Source organism: Brevibacillus sp. AF8 (genome assembly GCF_021270385.1).
GTDB lineage: Bacteria > Bacillota > Bacilli > Brevibacillales > Brevibacillaceae > Brevibacillus.
Window position 1 is genome coordinate 83,403 of sequence record NZ_JAGQDN010000014.1, and the last position, 23,245, is coordinate 106,647.

General features: G+C 48.2%; 21 protein-coding genes and 1 other annotated feature. Of the genes, 1 reads left to right on the plus strand and 20 read right to left on the minus strand.

Annotation, left to right across the window (positions count from 1 at the left end; all coding sequences use genetic code 11):
* Positions 1-55: 55 nt before the first annotated feature.
* From minD to KB186_RS18325, 18 genes are all read right to left on the minus strand, one after another.
* Positions 56-850, minus strand: coding sequence for a septum site-determining protein MinD (gene minD / locus KB186_RS18240; protein ID WP_048032107.1), 795 nt, complete (start codon positions 848-850; stop codon positions 56-58).
* 20 nt (positions 851-870) lie between these two features.
* Positions 871-1,548, minus strand: coding sequence for a septum site-determining protein MinC (gene minC, locus KB186_RS18245; protein ID WP_026042972.1), 678 nt, complete (start codon positions 1,546-1,548; stop codon positions 871-873).
* Between the two features lie 151 nt (positions 1,549-1,699).
* Positions 1,700-4,132 carry a peptidoglycan D,D-transpeptidase FtsI family protein gene (locus KB186_RS18250; RefSeq protein WP_221869295.1) on the minus strand — a complete coding sequence of 811 codons (2,433 nt, stop codon included), beginning with the start codon at positions 4,130-4,132 and terminating at the stop codon, positions 1,700-1,702.
* A gap of 21 nt (positions 4,133-4,153) precedes the next feature.
* Positions 4,154-4,678: a rod shape-determining protein MreD gene (gene mreD / locus KB186_RS18255; protein WP_173608478.1), complete on the minus strand. Its 525-nt coding sequence runs from the start codon at positions 4,676-4,678 to the stop codon at positions 4,154-4,156.
* Positions 4,678-5,637, minus strand: a complete 960-nt coding sequence (gene mreC / locus KB186_RS18260) for a rod shape-determining protein MreC (protein ID WP_173608479.1) — start codon at positions 5,635-5,637, stop codon at positions 4,678-4,680. The genes mreD and mreC overlap by 1 nt, the downstream gene beginning before the upstream one ends.
* 14 nt (positions 5,638-5,651) lie before the next feature.
* On the minus strand, positions 5,652-6,695 hold the full coding sequence (locus KB186_RS18265) for a rod shape-determining protein (protein WP_173608480.1): 1,044 nt from the start codon (positions 6,693-6,695) through the stop codon (positions 5,652-5,654).
* A gap of 156 nt (positions 6,696-6,851) precedes the next feature.
* Complete coding sequence (radC, locus tag KB186_RS18270) at positions 6,852-7,550, minus strand: RadC family protein (RefSeq protein WP_047072826.1); 699 nt, start codon at positions 7,548-7,550, stop codon at positions 6,852-6,854.
* A gap of 101 nt (positions 7,551-7,651) precedes the next feature.
* The gene (locus KB186_RS18275) at positions 7,652-8,239 is read right to left on the minus strand and encodes a Maf family protein (protein ID WP_173608481.1); all 588 of its coding nucleotides are present in this window, start codon (positions 8,237-8,239) and stop codon (positions 7,652-7,654) included.
* An 8-nt stretch (positions 8,240-8,247) separates the two neighbouring features.
* Entirely contained in the window at positions 8,248-8,487 is a 240-nt protein-coding gene (locus KB186_RS18280; RefSeq protein ID WP_007726664.1) for a DUF4321 domain-containing protein, read from the minus strand.
* 159 nt (positions 8,488-8,646) lie between these two features.
* Positions 8,647-9,939 (minus strand): hypothetical protein, encoded by a 1,293-nt coding sequence (locus KB186_RS18285; protein ID WP_232774114.1) that lies wholly within the window; start codon positions 9,937-9,939, stop codon positions 8,647-8,649.
* 117 nt (positions 9,940-10,056) lie between these two features.
* Positions 10,057-10,491 carry a prepilin peptidase gene (locus KB186_RS18290; RefSeq protein ID WP_173608483.1) on the minus strand — a complete coding sequence of 145 codons (435 nt, stop codon included), beginning with the start codon at positions 10,489-10,491 and terminating at the stop codon, positions 10,057-10,059.
* 113 nt (positions 10,492-10,604) lie between these two features.
* On the minus strand, positions 10,605-11,600 hold the full coding sequence (locus KB186_RS18295) for a ketoacyl-ACP synthase III (RefSeq protein WP_173608484.1): 996 nt from the start codon (positions 11,598-11,600) through the stop codon (positions 10,605-10,607).
* Positions 11,601-12,056: 456 nt separating this feature from the next.
* Positions 12,057-13,439, minus strand: a complete 1,383-nt coding sequence (murC, locus tag KB186_RS18300; protein ID WP_173608485.1) for a UDP-N-acetylmuramate--L-alanine ligase — start codon at positions 13,437-13,439, stop codon at positions 12,057-12,059.
* Between the two features lies 1 nt (position 13,440).
* Positions 13,441-14,814 carry a bifunctional folylpolyglutamate synthase/dihydrofolate synthase gene (locus KB186_RS18305; protein WP_232774115.1) on the minus strand — a complete coding sequence of 458 codons (1,374 nt, stop codon included), beginning with the start codon at positions 14,812-14,814 and terminating at the stop codon, positions 13,441-13,443.
* 43 nt (positions 14,815-14,857) lie between these two features.
* A complete protein-coding gene (locus tag KB186_RS18310) occupies positions 14,858-17,530 on the minus strand; it encodes a valine--tRNA ligase (protein WP_173608487.1) in 2,673 nt (890 codons plus the stop codon).
* Between the two features lie 57 nt (positions 17,531-17,587).
* Positions 17,588-17,829, minus strand: a binding site (T-box leader).
* Between the two features lie 58 nt (positions 17,830-17,887).
* On the minus strand, positions 17,888-18,214 hold the full coding sequence (locus KB186_RS18315) for an STAS domain-containing protein (protein WP_007726674.1): 327 nt from the start codon (positions 18,212-18,214) through the stop codon (positions 17,888-17,890).
* A gap of 107 nt (positions 18,215-18,321) precedes the next feature.
* Complete coding sequence (locus tag KB186_RS18320) at positions 18,322-19,560, minus strand: ATP-binding protein (RefSeq protein WP_173608488.1); 1,239 nt, start codon at positions 19,558-19,560, stop codon at positions 18,322-18,324.
* Between the two features lie 27 nt (positions 19,561-19,587).
* The gene (locus KB186_RS18325) at positions 19,588-20,790 is read right to left on the minus strand and encodes a PP2C family protein-serine/threonine phosphatase (RefSeq protein ID WP_173608489.1); all 1,203 of its coding nucleotides are present in this window, start codon (positions 20,788-20,790) and stop codon (positions 19,588-19,590) included.
* 250 nt (positions 20,791-21,040) lie between these two features.
* Between KB186_RS18325 and KB186_RS18330 the strand changes: the two genes are divergently transcribed.
* The gene (locus tag KB186_RS18330; protein WP_217366939.1) at positions 21,041-21,223 is read left to right on the plus strand and encodes a hypothetical protein; all 183 of its coding nucleotides are present in this window, start codon (positions 21,041-21,043) and stop codon (positions 21,221-21,223) included.
* A gap of 39 nt (positions 21,224-21,262) precedes the next feature.
* Here KB186_RS18330 and KB186_RS18335 read toward each other — a convergent pair whose 3' ends face one another.
* Together KB186_RS18335 and KB186_RS18340 are read right to left on the minus strand one after the other, a co-directional pair.
* Complete coding sequence (locus KB186_RS18335) at positions 21,263-22,258, minus strand: protein kinase family protein (RefSeq protein WP_173608490.1); 996 nt, start codon at positions 22,256-22,258, stop codon at positions 21,263-21,265.
* Entirely contained in the window at positions 22,245-23,243 is a 999-nt protein-coding gene (locus tag KB186_RS18340) for a phosphotransferase (RefSeq protein ID WP_173608491.1), read from the minus strand. Before KB186_RS18340 ends, KB186_RS18335 begins: the two co-directional genes overlap by 14 nt.
* Positions 23,244-23,245: the final 2 nt, after the last annotated feature.

Here is a 23,245-nt window from a genome sequence, read left to right on the forward strand (position 1 = left end):
GTTTCCTCCTAGAAAACGTGACTCCCCTCTATAAAAGAAGGGAGCCATGTATTACCTATTTTAGTCCAAAGAATTTACGCATTTTGTGGAACACGCCCGCTTTTTCTTCCAATGGTTGCAATGGGACAGCTTCACCCAAAAGTCGACGAGCGACGTTCCGATACGCGATAGAAGCACGTGATTCATGATTCATTACAGCCGGCTCACCTTGGTTCGCGGATTTAATGATATGATCATCATCCGGCACTACACCAATTAAGTCAATGGCTAACAAATCCAAAATGTCTTCTACATCCAGCATGTCGCCATTTTTCACCATATGGGAGCGAACGCGGTTGATCACCAGCTTAGGCATTCCGATTTTTTCTCGCTCTAACAGGCCAATAATCCTATCCGCATCGCGCACGGCCGCTTTTTCAGGTGTAGTCACGACGATTGCTTGATCAGCCCCTGCCACCGCATTGCGGAAGCCTTGCTCAATACCCGCAGGGCAATCGATGATGACATAATCATATTCCCGCTTCAGTTGCGTAATGATTTCCTCCATCTGCTCAGGAGTTACTGCTGATTTGTCCTTGGTCTGAGCAGCCGGGAGCAATGCCAGATTGTCAAACCGCTTGTCTTTGATCAGAGCTTGCGGCAATCGGCATGCGCCTTCTGCAACATCTACCAGATCATAAATAATTCGGTTCTCAAGTCCCATGACTACATCCAGATTGCGCAAGCCAATATCGGTATCTACCATGCAAACTTTTTGTCCCAACAATGCGAGCGCCGTTCCTAAATTGGCGGAAGTGGTCGTCTTACCCACGCCGCCTTTACCGGAAGTTACGACAATTCCTATCCCCACGTCCGTTCCTCCTCTTTCCCTCAACCCTCACGCTTTTTCTCACCCAAATCAGGGCGAATTCGCGACAAGTAGTTCATTTTCGCTACCAGCATGATCTCATTTTCCAGATAGGCAAATTCTGTGCCTCCGGAATTATTCGTCCATTCCTCACCCGGCTTGCTAATCACATCTGCAATCCGCAATTGAGTAGGACTCATGACTGCAGCCGCAATAATTACCTGTGAGTCACCGGAAATACCTGCGTGTGCGTACCCTCTGAGATGTCCCAGCACGTAGATGCTTCCTGTACTGCGAACCGTCCCACCGGGATTGACATCTCCCAATAAGAGCAAATCACCGTCAAACTCCAGAACTTGCCCAGAGCGTACCGTATTTACCTGTATGGAAAAATGGGTTTTTAGGCGTTCAGCCATAGCTTCTTCCCGCGTGATCAAATCGGATTCGATTGTATGGATCACCAGGTTGCCCTTTGTCCGAATAATTTGAGTCAACTGCTCTTGTTGCTCGGGTGAGCAGTATCGTTTTCCCAATTTTATAGATACCCGAATGAGTGGCCCCGACAAAATCTGTTGGTGGCTATGCTCTATTTTTTCACGCATATCGGCCAGCAGTTCGTCGAAGGAACAGGTATCATCCATAAAGAAGACGAGACCCTCTTTAGTCCCTTTGATCGTGACCTTGCTTTTCACAGTCGTCACCGGTTTCACCTCGACCGATACCATTCGCCATGCAGAAAGATTTTTCCTGCTCTGCGTGAAAAAATTGCCGAATCGGGTCAATTGGTGGCGTTTTACAAGAGCTTGACTCGATTATTCTCTCGGGCTTGATTGCCCTGGACAACCATTGCGGTTACTTCGAGGACGATGGATTTGGCTTCGGAACCCCACCAGTTAGGACCCCTGGATTCAGTTCATTGTAAGCTTCGAGCAATCGACGCGAGATCGGACCAGTAGCATCCGAACTGGATGTACCATCTCTCAAACTGTTCGGCGCAACGACGACGAATACCAGTTGAGGATTTTCATAAGGCGCAAAGCCGACAACCAGTGCATTTTCCGCTGGCTGCGACGTTTGTGCCGTACCAGACTTGGCTGCAACCGTGAACGGCAACCCATTGAATCGTTGAACGGTACCACCTGGTTGAGTAACCAACCGCATCCCTTCTCTTACCACCTGTATATACTTCGGATCGATATCAACCCGGTTGAGCACTTCAGGTTCAATGACGGAGAGCGTCTGTCCTGGTTTCTTCGGATCGGTGGTTCCTTTGCGAATTTCTTTTACAAGATGGGGGCGTACCCGATATCCTCCATTGGCAATGGTCGATACGTATTGACCCAGCTGCATCGGCGTGAACAAATCATATTGACCAATCATCACGTCCGCCAAGTTCCCGAAGTACATGTTCTGGTTTTCCCAACCGGTATGTTCATTCGGTAGATCCACACCTGTTTTCACACCAAGTCCAAACTGGGCATTGTAGTAATCATAGACAGAGAACTGCTTCTCCCAGCCATCTTTCCCTTTTCTTGCTAAGCGAAGCGCCATTTCGTACATATACGTATTGTTCGACACCTGCAAGGCACGACGAGCATTAACGGCTCCATGACCACCCGCCTTCCAGTTGCGTTTATACGTGTTTCCGACATACAATCCGCCTCGGTCATAGATGACTTCGTTCGGTGTAGTCAGCCCCTCCTGAAGCGCAATCATGACAGACAGTGGCTTGTAGGTAGAAGCAGGAGGATACGGCGTATAAATGAATCTGTTTGATTCGTTCGGCAAAATAAGCGAGGCGTAATTCTCGTTGAATTTCTTACGGTCGTAATACAGATTCAAATTGTAATCTGGATAACTCGCCATCGCCAATATTTCGCCCGTATTCGGATTCATCACCAATACATGTGCGTCTTTAAATGCTTTTGGAGTAGACGGGCGCTTCTTGAATGCTTCAACCTCTTCTTTCAAGATGGCCTCTACCTTGCTTTGATAACGCCAGTCCATTGCCAAAACAAGATCGTTTCCTGGCTCAGGGGATTGGCGCATCTTTTTCTCTACGGTCTCCGAATTTTTGTTCACGTGCACTTCCATGATCCCGTTTTTGCCACGCAAATAACGTTCATAGGAGCTCTCCAGTCCGGTTACACCGACACGATCAATAGCGTTGTAGCCTTGGGCCTGATATTCTTTCAAGCTCTCAGGGCGAATCGCGTTGATATAACCGAGAAAGTGAGTACCAAATGCTGAACCATCCGGATCTTCGAAAATTTGGCGAACAGGCTCCAACTCTACACTAATTCCTGGTAGTTCAGTACGCCGTTCTTCGATTTGGAACATTTCCTGCTCCGTGATGTTTACCTTGACACGTCTCGGAATGTAGCTGGCCATCTGCGGTGAACGCATCTCTTGTAGTAAAGAGAGCTTGTGCCACTGAAATTGGCGTTGCTGCTCTGTCAGCGGAAGTTTGATATCCATGTCGAACAACGAGGCATAGCGCAGCAAATCCATGTCAGACTTATCTGCCAAGCCCACGGGAGTTGGCAAAACTCCGATCTGATCCTTCACTTTTTTGGCGAGGTCATTGCGATCTTCCTTGTCCAATTTCAGAGTGAGGGTCATATTGGCGTTTATCGCCATTTTTAACAGCTCGAAGTCAGTAGTGTTCGCTTCCGTAATCGCGGGTGTACCAGGCTTGGCGGCATTCAGCTTCTTAATAAGGTCTGCTCTCTCCTTGTCATCAAAAGGAGAACGAACGCGCATCCCAAGATACACAGCAGTTTTTACCAGTTCAAAGTCTGACATCTGATCAACGGACTCTGCTTTCGGAACGGCTTTTAACTTCGCCGCAACCTTTGCCTTGAGATCGTTTGTTTCTTGCGCATTGAAAGCAACAGGCAAAGTTGATCTCAATTCAATCGTCTTCTTTAACAGTTCCTTATCCGTACCAATTTTGCCACCATCCGGAATGAGGATTTTAGCCAGACGATCCGCGACTTTCTCTTCATCAATGTCCTGCCCTTGTTCTTCAACGTATTGAACGGTGTACACCGGCTTATTCGAAACAAGTACCTCGCCATTTTTATCCAAGATACGGCCACGAGGAGCAGAAATCGGTAGTTCACGAATACTGAACTTTTCCAATTCATGCTTGTACTGTTCACCTTCCACCAGCTGCACGAAGGCTAGTCTCAAAATAATGGCGGCGAAGAACAAAAATACAATCACAAACAATATATTGAGCCGAATAGGTATGTCTGATTTCGGTTCTTTGACTTCTTCCACGAACTCTCCTCTCCTTCGCCCTTACTGCATGTGCATTTCCTTTTTCGCCAGAATCTTGTTGCAGACATTCTTGATCGGAAAGTATACCAGTAAGCCAAAAGCGAGATTAAACAGCACACTAGGCAAAATTTGATGCGTCAAAATCCATTGAACATCAAAGGGGGCAGCGGAAAACAAGCGGAACAAGGAATACAAAAGCCACTCATGTCCGAACAAAATCAGGAAGCTGGTTATGAAAACCATCCCGAATCCTCTCTGGAACAAAAGAACGATCATCCCTGCAAAGTAGCTGGCCACCATCATGGACATGGTATAGATTCCAATTAGTTGCCCAAACAGGACATCTTGTAAAAATCCGAAGGCAATCCCGTAATACAAGCCCTCGCGCCTGCCGAGATACATCGAAATAAAGATGCAGCAGACAAGTGCAAACCGGGGTACTGTCATCCAAGACAGACCCCATGTATCAGGTGAAAATACTTGCATCACAGTTCCTTCCAAAACAAACATAACCACGACGCCCAACGTCAATAAAAACCGAGCCATTACTGACCACCCCCGCTAGCAGGTGGAGCCGGAGGCACAGTTGTCTGCGTTTGTGTCTGGCCAGCTGGCTGTTGCGGGATCAATTCACCATTGGGAGCGATTGTGAAGTCTCGTTCCACAACCATGACTTCATTCAATTGTGAAAAATCAGCGCTTGGCTGGATGTAGGCGGTTTGAGTCAAGCCATAATCATCTGGTTCAACGCGAACAATATAGCCAATCGGCAAATTGCGAGGAACAACTCCTCCCAAACCGGATGAAATAACTTGCTGATCTTTTTTAATGGCCTGCCCCCAAGGGATTTTGCGCATGACGAGCAATCTCTTTTGCGCGTCGTACTCTTCAATAACACCACTAATTTGATGGTACACAGGCTTGCCATCGACCACCTGCTGCGTCAGAATATCCGCAGAAATATGGTCACGTCGCTCGTAGCTCGTCAACAATTCCACTGTAGCTGAAAAATTGGCTACACTCTGTACGCGGCCGATCATTCCTTTGGCTGTAATAACCGCCATATCCTTTTTGATGCCATGTTTCAGTCCTTTGTCGATCGTGATGACGTTGTTCCAAGTATCCGGGTTTCTCGCCACGACTTCCGCATAGCGGAGGCGGTAAGACTTGAGTGAATCTTTTGCCTGCAGCATTTCTCGAAGGCGATCATTCTCAGCCTTGAGCGTGTGCAGTTCAGCACTTAGACTGGCGTATTGATCCAGCCCTGCCTTAAGCGCCTTGTTTTCTTCATATACGCCGTACGCTTCCTCAATTTCCTGAAAAAAGCCAGAAACAGCCTGGGCAGGGCGATAGAAAAAGCCCTGCACCACGCTGAAGGTATCTTTGAAGAACATTTCTGGCCAGGTCAGGCTAACCCGTTCACGAGAAGTGAAGCCCACGACGGAGATAAGCAGGACCAAGCCTACAAGTACAATGATAAGCCGCTTATTCCCGAAAAACGACATGCCCTACCCTCCGTTTATTTACCCCGTTTTAGTCGGGAAGAGGTGATGCCTTGCTTGGATTTGAACAGGTGAATGTTCTCCAATGCACGACCTGTTCCAATCGCTACGCAATCCAGTGCGTTTTCCGCGACATGCACGGGCATACCCGTTTCCTTACTTAACAGGCGATCCATGTTGCGCAAGAGCGCACCGCCGCCTGTGAGTACAATTCCACGATCCATGATGTCCGCCGCGAGCTCAGGCGGGCTTTTTTCGAGTGTTACCTTCACCGCTTCTACGATAGCAGAAATGGTTTCTGCCAATGCTTCCGCGATCTCTGTGCTGCTTACCGAGAGCGTTTTTGGCAATCCGGTTACAAGGTCACGACCGCGAATGTCAACGTTTTCGACCTCATCAGGAGCAATCGCAGAGCCGATTTCCAACTTCAATGTTTCTGCTGTCCGTTCCCCGATCATCAAGTTGTAACGGCGCTTGATGTACTGAATAATCGCCTCGTCCATCTCATCCCCGGCCACACGAATGGAGCGGGATGTAACAATCCCCCCGAGAGAAATGATAGCGACTTCTGTCGTACCACCACCAATGTCAACGACCATACTTCCAGTCGGCTCCCACACTGGCAGGTCTGCACCAATCGCGGCTGCAAACGGCTCTTCAATCGTATATGCTTCCTTCGCCCCAGCCTGCTTCGTAGCATCTTCGACCGCGCGTTTTTCCACCGCAGTAATTCCCGAAGGTACACAGACCATTACGTTTGGACGACGTGTAAACAGCCCTTGATTTTTTTGTGCTTGATTGATGAAATAGCGCATCATTGTCGCAGTTGTATCAAAGTCAGCGATAACCCCGTCTTTCATTGGGCGAACCGCTACGATATTACCTGGCGTACGACCGATCATGCTTTTCGCTGCATTCCCTACTGCTTCAATGGAATTGTTATTAGTGCGAATCGCTACAACAGAAGGCTCACGCACCACAATTCCTTTACCCTTCACAAAAACAAGTGTATTGGCAGTGCCGAGGTCAATCCCCAAGTCACGTGTAAATCCACCAAACATAAAAAAACTCCTTCCAAATATTAATCCAAATGACAAGCATAAGAGAACCTCTTTCGAGGCCTCTCCAAGGTAGAGCGACCGCGCTTTTGTGGAAGGTTTTCATGCGCACAATAAATCATAGAAGGATCGATGATAATTCTTGCGCGTAAAAACATGTTACAAGTACCCTTGCTCTTTGAGACTAACGTACTTGCCTTCCCCGATAATAACATGATCCAACAATGAAATCCCCACCAGTTCACCAGCGTCACGCAATGTATGCGTAATCGCGATGTCTTCCCTGCTAGGTGTCGGATCACCGCTCGGATGGTTATGTAGGCATATCACCGATGCGCTGCTACGACGGATCGCTTCTTTAAAGACTTCTCTCGGGTGTACGATGGAAGCGTCCAGACTGCCTACGAAAATCGTCTGCTTGCCAATCACGTGGTTCTTGGTATTCAGAAAGAGACAGACAAAATGTTCCTGTGTCAAATGAGCAAGCTCAGGCGACATCAAATCAGCTACGTCCCGTGGTAAACGGATAGAAGCCCTATACTCTCGAGGCACTCCCATCAATCTACGCCCAAGCTCAAACGCAGCATGCAATTCAATCGCTTTGACTGGACCAATTCCTTTTAGCTCTGTTAACTCAGCATGAGAGGCTTGGGCTAAACCACGCAGGTCTCCAAACCTGGCTAACAAGCGCTGAGCCAGCTGATGAGCCGTCTCTTGTTCCCTGCCTGTCCGCAGTAAAATGGCAAGAAGTTCAGTATCAGACAGATGGACCGCTCCTTCGCGAAGCAGTCGTTCACGTGGACGGTCATAGTAAGGGACGTTTTTCAACAGCGTTTTGTTACAGGTATTTGTTGCCATTTTATATCCGCCTCCAGCCATATTCACATTAACGAAAACGGCTGACATGGAGATGTTCATGAGGCGTATGGCCGTCGCCGCTTGCTTCAAGCATGACAACTTTACAATATAGGCATCCCAAAACGTGTCAAAAGTGTAGACGTCAGGCCTAACGGAAGACCAACGACTGTGAAGTAGTCTCCGGTTATTCCTTCCACGAGCGTGGCTCCAATACCCTGAATGGCATATGAGCCCGCTTTATCCATCGGCTCACCTGTCGCAATGTACGACTTGATTTCTTGCTCTGTTAAAGCTCGAATTCTTACGTGTGTTAGACTATGTGAGACTTCCGCACGGCCTGTCTCCACATCTATCAAGGCGACTCCACTATAAACGGTGTGCTCTTGCCCCTGAAGCATGGACAACATACGATATGCGTCCATTTCGTCAACAGGCTTGCCCAGTATTTGGTCATCAAGAACGACTACCGTATCAGATCCTAAAACGACGCCTTCCGTCAAGCGAGAAGCCACTTCTTTGGCCTTGCGCAAAGACAATTCTTCTACTACTTCGCTCGCAGATAAATGCTCTGCTGTCGTCTCATCTACATCACTGGTGATGACGGTAAATGATAAGCCTAAAGTTTGCAGAAGCTCTCTTCGACGCGGCGAAGATGAAGCCAGAATGAGAGGAACATTTTTTTTCGTCATTTTTCAACCTACTTTATTCGTCGATGTATCCAAAATGCGAGGGCTAAGCCTCCGATACTGGCTAGATTTAGTTTTACCTGAAAGTTCAGTTCGTACTTCAAAATTTCTAAATCTGCCGCAGGCGACCAAGTAATCTCTTTGCTCTTGGTCAAAAAAGGTAGCCAGGGACTTAAAATCTCCCCGATAATGCTGCCAAACAAAAGTCCACTCACCAACAGAAACACGAGAGTAAGCGTTTCTTTCCCCATTTTCCCAACTCCCTTTTTATAAGGGATTCTCTTTTTGCCAAACATAAGTTTAGCAAATGGGGAGAAGCGAAACAATCCCTGATTGCTCCTGGTAGTTACTGTATAGAAAGAAAAGGCCTCCTGCAAGAAAACCTTGCGGAAGACCATATAAACATATTTTTATGTCGATGTGCGTGCATTTTGAATCCAGCTCGCATAGCTCTCGAAAAAGGCAAGAACACCTGCCTGCACTTGCCACGCATAGGATTCGGCGCTTTCCACCTTTTTGCCAGCGCTCGCTTCTGCCATTTTGTCCCTAGCTGCCAGCGCTTGATTCACCCCATTTACCATCCCATCTAGCAGTGGCTTCCAGGCTTCCTTGGCTTCCATTTTACGGCTTTCCTCCAGAAATTGGCGGTGAATTTCTTTTAATTCTGCCGTTTCTTTTGCCGTTGGCGAAAGCTGACCCGTCGTAATAATCAACCCTGATTGTGCCGAAAGCGTTTGGACGAGTTTAAGTCCGTGGGTGAAAAAGGCATTCACGTTAGGATCACCAGATGCGTTCGCGGCTTTTCCGACAGGGACAGACCCTTCAAAAGCGGGAAAGGTAAATTCTTTGACGTAAATATCCATGCCTTTGTTTTTCAAGCTGGCAGCAAAGCCTAGCACAGCATCTCTTGTGGGAGCAGCGGCTGCGAACATGTACTGCTTGCTCGCGTCCTTATACAGCAGATGAGGAATACCAGCCTTCTCCAGTGGTTCTACAGCTGTTTGCGGCGATGCATCCGGTTGAAATACACCCGCCTGTGCAACGTACATGTTTACGGCTGGAAGTTTTAGAGCTACTGCTGTTTGACCCGCTGCGATACCTTTCATCGACGCACCTTGCGTTTGCTGACTTTCATCTGGCAAGGCAGGACCTGCCACACCATTTTTCCCAACCGTTTGTTCAGTGCCTGCACCCGGCGCGGTCAGTGTCTGAACCGTTTCACTCAGAACATTTCCGTACGACTCGGAAAACTCCTTTTGGGAAAAGACCGTCAAAACAAGAAATCCGAACAAGAGGCCAATTGCTACAGCCCCACCTGTTGTTAAAGTCGTACGCCAAAAGGGTCCCTTTGGCCATAGCGCTGCAAGCCGACTCATCGGACTACTTCTGTATGCCTTCTCTTCGGTATCCTCGAAGGAATAATCGATTTCGTGGGAGTAGTTTGTCGTCTGGTCGAATTCAACGTTCGACTTCGTTTCTTTGGCTGCAGCTCCTCGTAGCTGCATCATGCGTTCCCATGCTTCGTTGCCCTTCTCCTTAAACGGGTCAGTAAATGGTAAGGGAGGAGCTTGAAAACGAATGCGTGGCGTATCATCCTTTGGGGTGCGCTTTCTACTTTCTTCCTTTGGGATGTCATCCCGCTTTTCATCCCAAAATCTGCCGTTCATTTTGACCGTCACACGATTTTTATTTTGTCCGCTCATACGCTTGCCCTCCTAGTCACAGGCTCTTTGTACTAGCATACGTTTTGCTCGGACGGGTTATGACTTCTATCTAGTGATTCTATCGAATTTGTTACTACTACTATTCCCCATGCCAATTCAAGAGGTTTCGCTCATAACCAAAAGGACAGCTAGCCCAATCGTCACAAAAGGCGCAAACGGCACCTCGCATTTGATACTTCCTTTTCGTATCAGCAACAAAACGAGAGAAACGAGCAAGGCTGCCAAGCTCGCAACCGTAAGAACAAGAACAAAATCACGAACCCCAATTCCATAGCAGACGAGAGCGAACAGTTTCACATCCCCCATCCCAAGTGCAAGCGGCCTGTACCAGCTGATGCCTCCAAACACGAGTAAACAGAGAATCGAAAAGAGTCCAGCCATCAGCCATTCCATCGGCGAAAAGAGAACAAACTCGAAAAATGAAATCAATACAAACCCTGCAACTAACGCGCGATTAGGTATTCGTCTATGATGAAAATCTACCCACGAAAGGTAAAGGCAGAGCACGAATAATATCACAGCGTTAGTCATTTTTTCTTCCCCCAGTCGAAAACAGTCCATAAAGGATATCTGCCATTCCCGGGACAAAAAAACTGCCCAGAACGGTTCTGGACAGCCTCTCTATTTTCGATCTATGACCACTTTTACGGATTCCACGTAAACAAAAGACCACCGTGGACGAGACCACCGCCAAACCCATACATCAGGATCGTGTCCCCTGCCTTTACTTTGCCTTCCTTGATCCCCAGGGCGAGCGACAATGGGATGGTAGCCGCTGATGTGTTCCCGTAATGTGTCAGACTGTACAATGTTTTTTCAAGAGGGAACTGACTCTTCTCACAAATGGATTCGATCATGCGCAAATTGGCACTGTGCGGGATGAACCAGTCCACATCTTCGAGTAATTTGCCCGCACGGCTCACTACCTCCTGCATCCCCTTTGGAACAGTAGTTACTGCCCACTTGTAGACTTCTCTCCCGTTTTGGACCATGCATCCATTCCCGCTCAATTCTCGTCCATCCATATGCGTTGACAAGCCCGAGCGGTATACATGAATCCCTCCGTCCCCTTTTGAACCTAAGTAGGCGGACAAAAAACCAGGAGCTGTAGAGTCTTGCTCAACCAGCACCGCGCCCGCACCGTCACCGAACAGAATGCATGTCGTACGATCCGTATAGTCAGTAACTTTTGTTAACGTTTCTGCACCTACCACCAGCACTTTGCGATGCAAGCCAGAGCTAATGAGTGCATTTGCCGTATGGAGCGCATACGTAAATCCTGCACAGGTAGCGGAGAGGTCCATGGCTCCCGTCTGTTCGACTTGAAAATGCGCCTGGATTTGACTTGCTACACTTGGGAATGGATAATCTGGCGTACTGGTCGCCACCAAAATCATATCGACATCGCGGACATCCTTCCCGTAATTTGCGATCATATCGTGGATAGCAGCGATGGCCAAATCACTGGTAAATTCATCTTCCCTTGCCATACGGCGCTCATGAATACCCGTTCGTTGCAAAATCCACTCATTCGATGTATCCACTAGCTTTTCCATATCTGTATTGGTAAGAACGCGACTCGGCACATACGTACCGATGGCGGTAATTCGCGACTTGAAGGGGCTTGTATTTGTCATCATCCAATCATCACCTTCCGTTTTTATGATCTGATTATAACACTAGATATTAGTATCTGGTACTAATTTTTTAAGAAAAAAGGCATTTTGGTTTGAGTCAACATAGTGGTGGAGAAGAAAAAGCACAGTTCTCTTCGACTCTGACACGCCCACAAGGGAGATTCACTGATCATCTCCACTAAAAAAAGGGGACCGTCGAGCCAAAGCCACCCCTACGGGCGGACGTTTCTCAAAGAAGAAGTGTTCGACAAGCGCGGTCCCCTTTTTGTAGTTCCGACTGGGTAGGCGTTGTCAAGGTCTGCGAGCCCTGTGCTTTTTCTTCTCACTAGCTTGGTTGGTTCATCGATGCCTTTTAAAATATAGGTAGATCATTCTTAGCAGTATTTCACAAAAACTTTGCGATCGTAAATAAAAAGACTTGAAACCCGTAGGTTCCAAGTCTGTATACGTCTCTATCCGTTACTTCTCAAGCTTTTCAGCCAGCCAGTAAGCGGATTTCCAAATGTCTCCTGCACCCATTGTCAACACGAGATCGCCCTCTTGCAATCCTTTGAAGACATGCTCCTGCATTTGTTCCTTCGTCGGAATGTACTGCGCACGCGGGTGGCTGTTGGTGCGGATTTTTTGCACCAACACTTCGGAGGTTACTCCTTCGATTTTTTCTTCTCCCGCTGGGGAGTAGATATCCGTGATGATCACTTCGTCTGCTTCTGCAAAGGCACGGCTGAATTCATCCATGAGGAAATAGGTGCGTGTGTAGCGTTGCGGCTGAAACACAGCGATTACACGACGGCCTGACGCCCTTGCCCCGCTTAGTGTCGCGATAATTTCTGTCGGATGATGCGCATAGTCGTCTACGACCAGGACGCCTCGTGCATCCCCGATAATTTGAAATCTGCGCTTGGCACCGCTGAAAGTAGACAGTGCCTGTGCAATTTTATCAAAGGATAGGCCAATATCCAGGCATACAATGATCGCAGCCAGTGCATTTGCAATATTATGCTTGCCTGGGACTACGAGACACAATTCACCCAACCGTTCATCCTTGTGATAAATCTGGCATGTACTGCAACGATCTCCACATTCAATCGAAGTGGCAGAAAACTGTGCTTGTGCCACAAAGTTCGGATCGACTGCATACGTCACGACCGTTTTTTCGACGGACGGCATGACTTCTCGCACATGTGAATCATCGATACACAGGACCGCTTTTCCATCCGGTTTGAGATGGCTCAAGAACTGGACGTACGCCTGTTTCAAATTGTTGAAGTCGCCATCGAAATGCTCCAGATGATCTGGTTCGATGCTCGTCACAATTTCATACATCGGTCTATATTCCAAAAAGGAACCGTCGCTCTCGTCTGCCTCGGCAATGACATAGTCACTGGCACCTGCCTTTGCGTTGGTACCAGCACTCATTAACTCACCGCCGATGATGAAAGTCGGGTCTACACCGCACTCTTCCAGCACGTGAGAGATCATCGAGGTCGTGGTCGTCTTGCCGTGTGCTCCGGCTACTGCTACTCCTGTACGCTCATTTAATATGCGAGCAAGCATTTGGGAACGGTGCATGACCGGAATTCCTAGCGCTTGGCCTGCGATCACCTCAGGATTGTCTTTAGAAATACTGGTGGAGTATACGATGCTGTCTGCTCCCTCCACGTGGGCAGCGTTATGGCCAATATGAATGACCGCCCCTCTTGCTTCCAGCTTTTTCGCCAAATCGTTCATGGCGACATCGGAGCCGGTTACCTTGTATCCAAGGTCGATCAAGACGCGGGCAATGGCACTCATGCCATAACCGCCGATGCCCACAAAGTGGACGTGTTGGGCCTGATCCACCCTATTCACCTGCCTCTTCTACTATAGTGGGAAAGAATGCGCGTACTTGGGCGATGAAGTAGAGCGAACCGCAGACGACCAACCAGTCATCCGCCTTCGCTGATTGCTTCTCCCGCATCCAAGAAAGGAGAAACGCCCGCCAGTCTGGGACTGCATCGAGATACTCTTGCTCCCAGCCACCGGCTAAAAACGACTCTTGTAAGCTATTGGCTTCGGCTGCACGCGGGAAGTCAAAGGTTGTCACATGCAGCTTTTTAATTTTTGACTTTACTGGTGCGAGCGACTCTGCCATTTTGGCAAGCGGCTTATCTGCCAATCCAGAAAAGAGCAAATGCAGCTGTACTCCATCCGGTAACAACCGATCCAGACTGCTTACAAGTGCCTCCATTCCTTCCTGATTGTGTGCCCCATCCAAGATAACCATTGGTCTTGGAGAGATGACTTCTAGACGACCAGGCCAACGCGTTTGTTGCAAACCGCGAGATATTTCTTCTTCCTCCAGCAAGAAAGAGAAGTAATTTCGCAGGACATCGATAGTCATTAAAGCAACGGCTGCATTGGTTGTTTGGTGAATGCCATTCATGGTAAGACGGTAGGATGCTTCCGCACGACGGTGAATGCTTTTGTAACGAAACTGTTGGTCACCCAGCTGCTCCTCTACCTGCTCTGCCTGGAAATGTTCACCTATATGGTATAGCGTACTCTTCATTTGTCTCGCGCGCTCCTCAAAAATCGCGAGAAGTTCCGGCCTAACCTCACCCGTGACTACAGGAACACCCGGCTTGATAATCCCCGCTTTTTCCCGGGCAATATCTTCCAAGCTTTCTCCCAACACCTGTGTATGGTCCATGCCGATATTCGTGATGACTGAAACAAGCGGAAGGACGACGTTCGTCGAATCCAATCGCCCGCCTAATCCTGTTTCCCATACGACTACCGCTGGTCTCGCCACTCTTGAAAAATAAAGAATGGCGATCAGCGTAATCACTTCAAATTCGGTAGGGGAACCGAACTCTGTTTCTTGTTCGCATCGTCGCACCCATACCTTGACTTCATTCACCAGTTGCAATAGGTCTTCTTCCGTGATCATGCTGCCGTTGTAACGGATGCGTTCACGGAAATCCACCAAATAGGGGGAGGTAAATGTACCTACACTATATCCGGCTTCCATCAGCATTTGCGTCAGGAATGCGCAGGTTGAACCTTTTCCATTGGTCCCAGCCACATGAATAAATGGGATTCTCCGCTCAGGATGTCCTAGTTGCTCCAAAACCCACTGCATTCTCTCAAGCCCCGGCCGTTGACCGAACCTGAGCAGTCCATGCAGCCAGTCGAGCGCTTGCGTGTATTCTACAAACCCTTCTTCTGCATGCATACCACAATGCTCCATTCTCAAAAATATGCGATGGTATGGCGGATCATTCGCCCTTCAATTCAGCAAGTCGTGCAATCACCTTATCCCGCTTATCCATGTAGTCTGCCATCTTCGCCTTTTCCTCTTCGACTACTTTTTCAGGTGCCTTGGCCATAAATCCGGCATTGTTGAGCTTTTTCTCAATGCGCTCCACTTCGCCGTTGAGTGTCGCCACTTCTTTTTCCAGACGCTTCAGCTCTTGCTCGATATCGATCAAGCCTGCCAGTGGAAGGAACAATTCTGCTCCCGTGATCACAGCAGACATCGCTTTATCAGGCGTAGCCAGATCCAGGCTGATTTCCAGACGCTCAGGGTTGCAGAAACGAGTGAGGTAGTGCTCACCGCGTGTCAGTCGTTCAGCGGACAATGCATCGCTTGGCTTGATCAAGAGCTCAATTTTCTTGGACATCGGTACGTTTACTTCTGCGCGGATGTTGCGTACGCTGCGGATGATATCCATCAACTGGTTCATTTCGCTTTCTGCTTCCGCAAAAATCCATTGCTCGTTAACAGTTGGCCAAGGTGCTACTGTGATGCTCTCGCCTTGGTGAGGCAATGCCTGCCAAATTTCTTCCGTGATGAACGGCATGAACGGATGCAACAGCTTGAGCGTTTGATCCAAAACCGTAACCAGAACGGATTGGGTCGTTTTCTTTGCCGCTTCATCTGTACCGTACAGCGGCAGCTTCGCCATCTCGATATACCAGTCACACAGGTCATCCCAAATGAAGTTGTAAAGTACACGGCCTGCTTCACCGAATTCAAATGCGTCAGACAGACGGGTTACATCTGCGATTGTCGCTTGCAGGCGGGAGAGAATCCATTTGTCTGGTGTAGTCAGCTCACCGCTCAAATCGATTTCCTCGTATTTGAAGTCAGCCAGGTTCATCAGGGCAAAACGAGACGCATTCCAAATCTTGTTCGCGAAGTTGCGGTTTGCCTCCACCTTTTCCCAATAGAAGCGTTGGTCATTCCCTGGGGAGTTTCCGGTCGCCAGTGTGTATCGCAGCGCATCTGCTCCGTACTTCTCGATCACTTCCATCGGATCGACACCGTTGCCGAGTGATTTGGACATTTTGCGGCCCTCGGAGTCGCGAATAATGCCGTGGATCAAGACAGACTCAAACGGACTTTTCCCGGTAAACTCAAGACCTGAGAACATCATGCGAGCAACCCAGAAGAAGATGATATCGTAGCCTGTTACCAGGACATTCGTTGGGTAGAAGTATTTCATGTCCTCGGATTCTTCCGGCCAGCCCAGTGTCGAGAACGGCCATAGACCAGAGGAGAACCATGTATCGAGGACGTCGTTGTCCTGCTCCAGTTTGTGGCTGTGGCAGCTAGGGCACTCAGTCACATCCGTGCGAGATACAATCGTTTCGTTACAATCTCCGCAATACCATGCGGGAATTCGGTGACCCCACCAAAGCTGACGAGAGATGCACCAGTCGCGGATGTTTTCAATCCAACGCAGGTAATTTGTCTTGAAACGCTCCGGGACAAATTTCACACTCTCAGGGCTGTTTGCATTAGCCAGTGCTTCGTCAGCCAAAGGCTGCATTTTTACGAACCATTGGGTAGAAAGATATGGTTCTACGACTGCATCGCTGCGCTCACTATGTCCAACCTGATGAATATGCTCCTCAACCTTGAACATAACACCTTGCTCGGTCAAGTCCTTGATGATTTGCTTACGGCAAGCAAAGCGATCCAAGCCTTTGTAGATACCTGCCAGCTCGTTCATCGTGCCCGTCTCATCCATGACAACGATTTGTGGCAACTGATGACGAAGGCCCAATTCAAAGTCATTCGGATCGTGTGCTGGCGTAATTTTTACAGCGCCAGAACCAAACTCAGGATCAACGTAGTCATCCGCTACGATTGGAATTTCGCGTCCTACGATTGGCAAAATCACGGTTTTTCCGATCATGTCTTTATAACGCTCATCTTCCGGATGTACCGCTACAGCCGTATCACCGAGCATCGTTTCAGGTCGGGTTGTAGCTACTTCGATATAACCAGTGCCATCTGCCAATGGGTAACGCATGTGATGTAGCGCACCTTTTACTTCCTTGTAGATTACTTCAATATCGGAGAGAGCCGTGCGAGCAGCAGGGTCCCAGTTAATGATGCGGTTGCCGCGATAGATCAAGCCTTTTTCATACAGACGAACAAATACTTCGCGTACAGCTTGGGACAAGCCCTCATCCATGGTAAAACGCTCGCGCGAGTAATCCAGGGCAAGACCGAGCTTTTCCCATTGCTCACGAATATGCGAAGCGTAAATGTGCTTCCACTCCCATACCTTTTCCACGAATTTTTCGCGACCCAGATCATGGCGAGAGATGCCTTCTTCACGCAAGGTAGCTTCTACCCGCGCTTGGGTTGCGATACCGGCGTGGTCCATACCTGGCAAGAACAAGGCGCTGTAGCCTTGCATACGTTTGGTACGGGTAATGATATCTTGCAAAGTTGTATCCAGCGCGTGGCCCAGGTGCAATTTACCCGTTACGTTCGGCGGTGGAATAACAATTGTAAACGGGCGTTTATTCGGATCACGTTCTGCCTTGAAAAATTGTTTTTCAATCCAATACGGATACCATTTGTTTTCTGCTGCTTTTGGATCATAGTTTTTCGGCAGCAATTGGTCGATGTCGGTTGTTGGCTGTGTAGACATGTACGACTCCTCCTATTCGCATAACTTGCTTTGCAAAAAATAAAAAAACCCTTCATCGCAAAGGACGAAAGGATTATTTTCGCGGTACCACCTTTGTTAACACACGATAAACGTCATGCTTATGGCGTGTTCACTCTGACAAGATAACGGTTGCGAACCGGTCTCGGCTAGGCGCATGCTTTCACCGAAAAAACTCCTGGGCGACCTTCAGCCATTCATGACCTTAGAGAATCTCGCAGCATCTGATTCTCCTCTCTGCCAAGGCGTCCTGACTTACTCTTCCCACTCATCGTTCATATCGTATGTAGTTGTCTTATTATTAGCTTTCACTATTATATACAATCACGCTGTTTGGCGTCAAACCCGGGTTTCGCCCACTTTTCCAACTGCAATGCCCAGTGCTTCGGTAAAACCGAGAACGCCCAAAATATCGAGAATTTCTTCTCGGACATTGACGATTTCTACCTGTTTGCCCATGGCCAATAGTTCTTTCGTGGTAAAAAACAGGCTTCCAATACCGGAAGAATCTACAAAGGAGACACCTTGAAAATCGACGGTAACGGATTGATTTCGCCCTCCATACTGCTGGAGCAATTCACCTACTCGATCTCCTACAGCCATGTCCAACTCTCCGACGAAAAACAATGTAGCTTGTCCGTTCGCCTCTGTTGCGCGGTAGTCCATGCTCAAACTCCTCTCAATAGGTATCGGTACACCCAATCTGCTCGTCCTTTTACTATATTACCCATTTTCATTCACTTGCAAACATTTGGCTTTTTGGAAATCGTTGCTTAACGCGGAAGGATACATTCTAAAATAAGCTTTGTACCCGCCAGCGAGCTACTCAAATATACACGATCACAGTATTGCAGGATCACATGAAAACCGGCCCCAAGCGAGTGGCGTGTAGAAAATCCTTGCTGTAGGGTAGCTCGCGGAATATCCTCGAGCAAAATTCCTTGTCCTTCATCATGGATCACAGCCCGGCACATCTGCCTGTCATTCGATAAGTATAACGTGACCACACCGCCATTGCCGTGCTTCAACGTATTCGAAGCAGCTTCGTTGACCGCAACGAGAAACTGCAGCAATCGCTTATCAGAAATTCCTTGTGGTTCCAAAGCCTGCTTGAATAATTTTCGCAGTTCTGCAAGCTGCTCCGGTAAACGGATATCGATCGCCAAGAGCTTATGCCCTTCCCGAAGCAAGAAAAATAATTCTTCATCACTAAGCAACAACAGCTTACCTTCTGTGACCACACCCAGAATATCCCTGTAGATCTCCCATTCCCGTCTTTTGCTTTTTCGCTCTTCTGCAATGACGGCGGTGACATCAATCAAAGCGATTCCACAGGTCCGATCTGGCAAGACAGATGTGTATAATTCGAACACCTTTGTACCATCCGAGGTGACAATTTGCTCCCTCACAGGTCCGCCCATTCCCGCTGCCTCTTCGACCAGTCGTTGCATTTCTCGCTCGACTTCCAAACTCGCACGAACGTCACCCAGCGGACGCACTTTCCCTTCATCGTAAAGATAGAGGAAAACGGTCTCGATCTGACGCAGTATCGATAACTTTTGAATCTCTTGTTTGATTAATCGCCCCCGCTCGTCGTCTCGATCCTTCCAATGTAACAAGACGTCTGTAGGGTCCAATTCGCCACTCATGTGCCACGTGTGAAATTCTTCCAGGAGCAATCGCTCCAGAACATCTTCCCGTCGCAAAACTTTTTCGATGTCGATAATATAGTAAGGATCACCTGCTATACCACGCAATCCGCTACCGATAATTCGAAAATCATAGGCGAGCTCTATTTCTATGCGTCCGTGCAAATCATGATCAGAACTGCTTAACCCAATGGTCGTCCGACTCACTGCTACCAGCTTCGCCTGGAACGATTCCATCGTTGCTAGGTTCGTCACCTTTACAGTGCGGGGCGGAACAACTTTGTTTGCTGCACCGCCAGAACGTAGCGCGACAAGGCAATTATCACAAGTGGGATTGTCCGGACAACGCTCACACAAAATCACAGTTCATCCTCCTATTCACTGACGCAACTACACGAGGGCTATACTCTCTTCAGGCTCAAATTGAAGAATCAACACAGAAATATCATCCGTTTGTTGTCGCTGCTGTGTTATCTCCATTAAGTAGGCCTCAACTCGATTCATCAAGTCCTGCTTAGTGTCACCAGGCATCTTTAATAAGGAGGTTAGTTCTTCAAGCCAATGCCTGCTGCCTCGAATCACTTCTTTTCTCCCTGTATCCAGCAAGCCATCTGTGTAGAGTAATAGCATGCCCTCTTCTTCTAAGGGTACCTCCTCCATTTGGTACGTGCTATCGGGCAAAAGCCCTAGACCGACCCCGCCCTTGCTAGTTAAAATGGTTTGATTCGACCTGGACAAATAAAAAGGCTGCGGATGCCCTGCTCTGCTAAATCGAATTTTGTGTTCCACTTCATCATAGACTGCAACCAGCATCGTAATGTAAGAACGGGTTTTCACCAAATCTGCATAAAGCAACTGATTGAGTCTTTCCAAAATCTCGTCCGGCAGATAGCTGGACTGCAAAACCTGTCGTACGGCAATCCTAATCCCCGTTGCCCAAATACTGGCCAAAAAACCGTGCCCAGACACATCCGCTATGATAAAACAGGTGTAGCGATCATTGATTTGTCTATAGTCGATGTAATCTCCGCCTACATAATCAACTGGTACGTAAACCGTTCTTGTTCGCAAACTGGTCAACTGCAATTCCTCTGTCGGAATGAGCATCGACTGCATTCGTCTAGCCAGCTTCATCTCCATCTCGATTTCTCGCTGTCCTGATGACTGGTCCTGTTGACATCTGAGGATCAACGCCCGAATGTTTACGAGGAGCAGTCCATAAAAAGATTTCTCCAGTTCCTTTAGATCACGGTCGTTGACGTTACTCTGGGCGAACAAGCGGACATAACGCGGTGTTTGAGCGGTGTCACACTGTTCCGAGACAACTATACGCTCCTCTACTTCGCGCTGCGCTATTGCACTCTCTTTGTTCCCACGCTCGATTCGAAAATAGACAGCACCTAGCGCCGATTCAAACGTGATCGACAGGAAGCAAGGCTTGTCCATTTTCACGAACCACGTATCGACCAACTCTTCTATAAATGGCATGAGACTCTCGTAATTGACCTGGCGCTTGCTTTGCTCATTGCTGGTCAATACCAGATACTCGTAGTTCTGTTTCAATTCCATTAGTTTGACCAATTGATGATTCATCCCCGAGCCACTCCCATACACACTTTAGCATAATTCTTTCTTTCGGGAATTGCGAAAAGGGTTTTGGCAATTTTCAAAAACATTGTGATCACCTTTATTCGTTTCGTCCTAGCCTTCATGCCCTACACCTTCCCTTTTCGGGCACTATTCAAACCACTATCTACTTTCCATGAAAATGTTTTAGGCGTTTGCTCAAGGTTGTAGACACTGTCCAAAGTCACCGCGCATATGCTGGAATGAGGTGATTGTGATGAATTTTCGTTGGAAGTATAACCCCACGTATTTACGGATCAAATACGGTTGCAAACAAGTGCTCTTTCCGCTGTTGGTTTTTCAGTTTATTCGAACGGTTGTGTTTCCTACCTCTTTTGATGTCATCCTTCTCGGTTTGTTAGCCATGCTCTATGTTGCCATCTCTCTTGAATGGTTATAAAAAAGAAAAACAACGCCCCACGCGGTGAGACGTTGCTCGCTAAAAGGCTTGCTGGACCCAACGATGCAGGCGCATCAGGCGGTCCATATCTTTTTCAAAACGTTGGACAGCGTAAAGCTCGCTCCACTCGCGAGGATGATGGTAATAAATATCCAAGTCCCTCATGATCCTCTCCGGATAGGACAAAAACGAAGCCATCAGTTCAATTTCTTCCGGTTCCAGCGGAAATATCTCGGCGTAGCGATGAAATAGTTGAGAAGCTCCAGCCTCATCCCCCGCCATTTGAAAATAAGTACGATAAAACAGCGTCAAATCGCGTACTGGTGTATCAAAACTGGCACGATCAAAATTAAGCAGCCGTCCTTTTCCCGATCGATCTGGCACAACATGCTCTGGATTCGGGTTGCCATGGATTAACGATAAGCGAAAATGAGCATGTGTCTCATGACGTTCTCGCCAATCGGTCAACAAGTCTGTCGCTGTTTGAGCCATTTCCTCAATAAACTCCTTGTTTGCCAGAAACACCAGATCAAAAGGGGAAGGGTATTTGCGTTCCTGCGCAAGAGTTGCCGCCTTATTCATTTGGTCTTGCCAATATTGCCAACGGTTTAGCAAGGAGTCCACAAGCGGCTCTACCTGTCTCGGGTCATCGTAGCGATAGTTTTGCGTCAAATGATGAAGCTCCGCCAAACGTTCCAAGGCGGGGGTCGCCCAAGACAAGGGCTGCTCGGCCCATTCCTCACTTCCTGGCTGCCAGGGGGTTACGTAAAAGGCAGTATTCCCCTGTTGAACAAAAGGATCATCGTATTTCGTGTACGTAAACGGAACGGCCCCATCCCATCCGCGGTGCTGCAATTGGCGAAGCATATCGCTGACGAAAACCAGACGTTGAACGGGTATTTGCGCTCGTTTGCATACGAAGGAGCCGTAGGGAGTCGTCGCCTTAAATACATTTGGCTCCTTTAAAACGTCAATGCTCTGGGCATACATGTCATACTCTTTAAACAAAGGAGCAATGTCATCATACCGACTCATAGACTCCCTCCCTCCTCGAACGCTCGGCTCGCTCTGCAATATGCCGAAGCAGCAAGTCAACAGATTGTTGACTCTGCAAAGCGTGCTCAATACCAGCGATCGACGCTTCTTGATCCAGCGAAACGCGTTTCACGTAAGATTCGATACTTCTGTACACTTCACGAGGACGAGCCATAAAGGCGAGAATCAACGAATAGTTTCCATAGGTAAGTGGCTTGATTTCTTCATAGCCGTCAAAAAAAGCGTCAATCTGCTTCAGATCCTTATGGGTTAAAAAATGATCGCGTAAAAAGGTGGCAACATCGCGTTGCTGGACAGAAATCACCGGCCTGAAAAAGCCTCTCAAGTACAGCTTCCCGTTTATCGTTCCCCAGTTATCACGCAAAAGGTCCCGATGGGATACAGCGACCGCCTCCGTGGTAATTCGCTCATGGGCCAACATCGCGGCAGAACGGTCCATTCTTTGCAGCATAGGGTTCATGAGCTCCGATACCCAACGATTTTCCTTAGAATTCTTCTCATATTTGGCTCGAAATGATTCGACCAGCTCTTTGGCACGCCTGCCTTTTTCCTCCACTTGCTGCTTTTCCTGCTTGAGCAAATCACTACCGGACAGTAAAGGACTTTCCTGCTGAGACTGATGCATCATCGCGATCACGCGTCCGCATTGCCTCGCAATGTCCTGGCCGGGCTGATAGTCTTCGAATTGTCGGTGATGGTCGGTCATGGTAACGCCGCGTTTACCCAAAATTAAAAATGGCTTGGTGTCTCTCGTCCGAATAAACCGCTCCACTTCTCGAAACCCCTGACGAGCCAGTCGTTCGCGCCAGGCAAACGACCAGCGCATCACATCTACACGCGGCCAAACGTGGAGTTCTTTGGGGCCCCGGTTTGTCTCCAATAAATAGCAATCATCAAGGGGCGTAATTCGGATTACGCGCGCCCGATATTGCTGGCAAACTTCGGAGAGATCAATTTTATCCACGG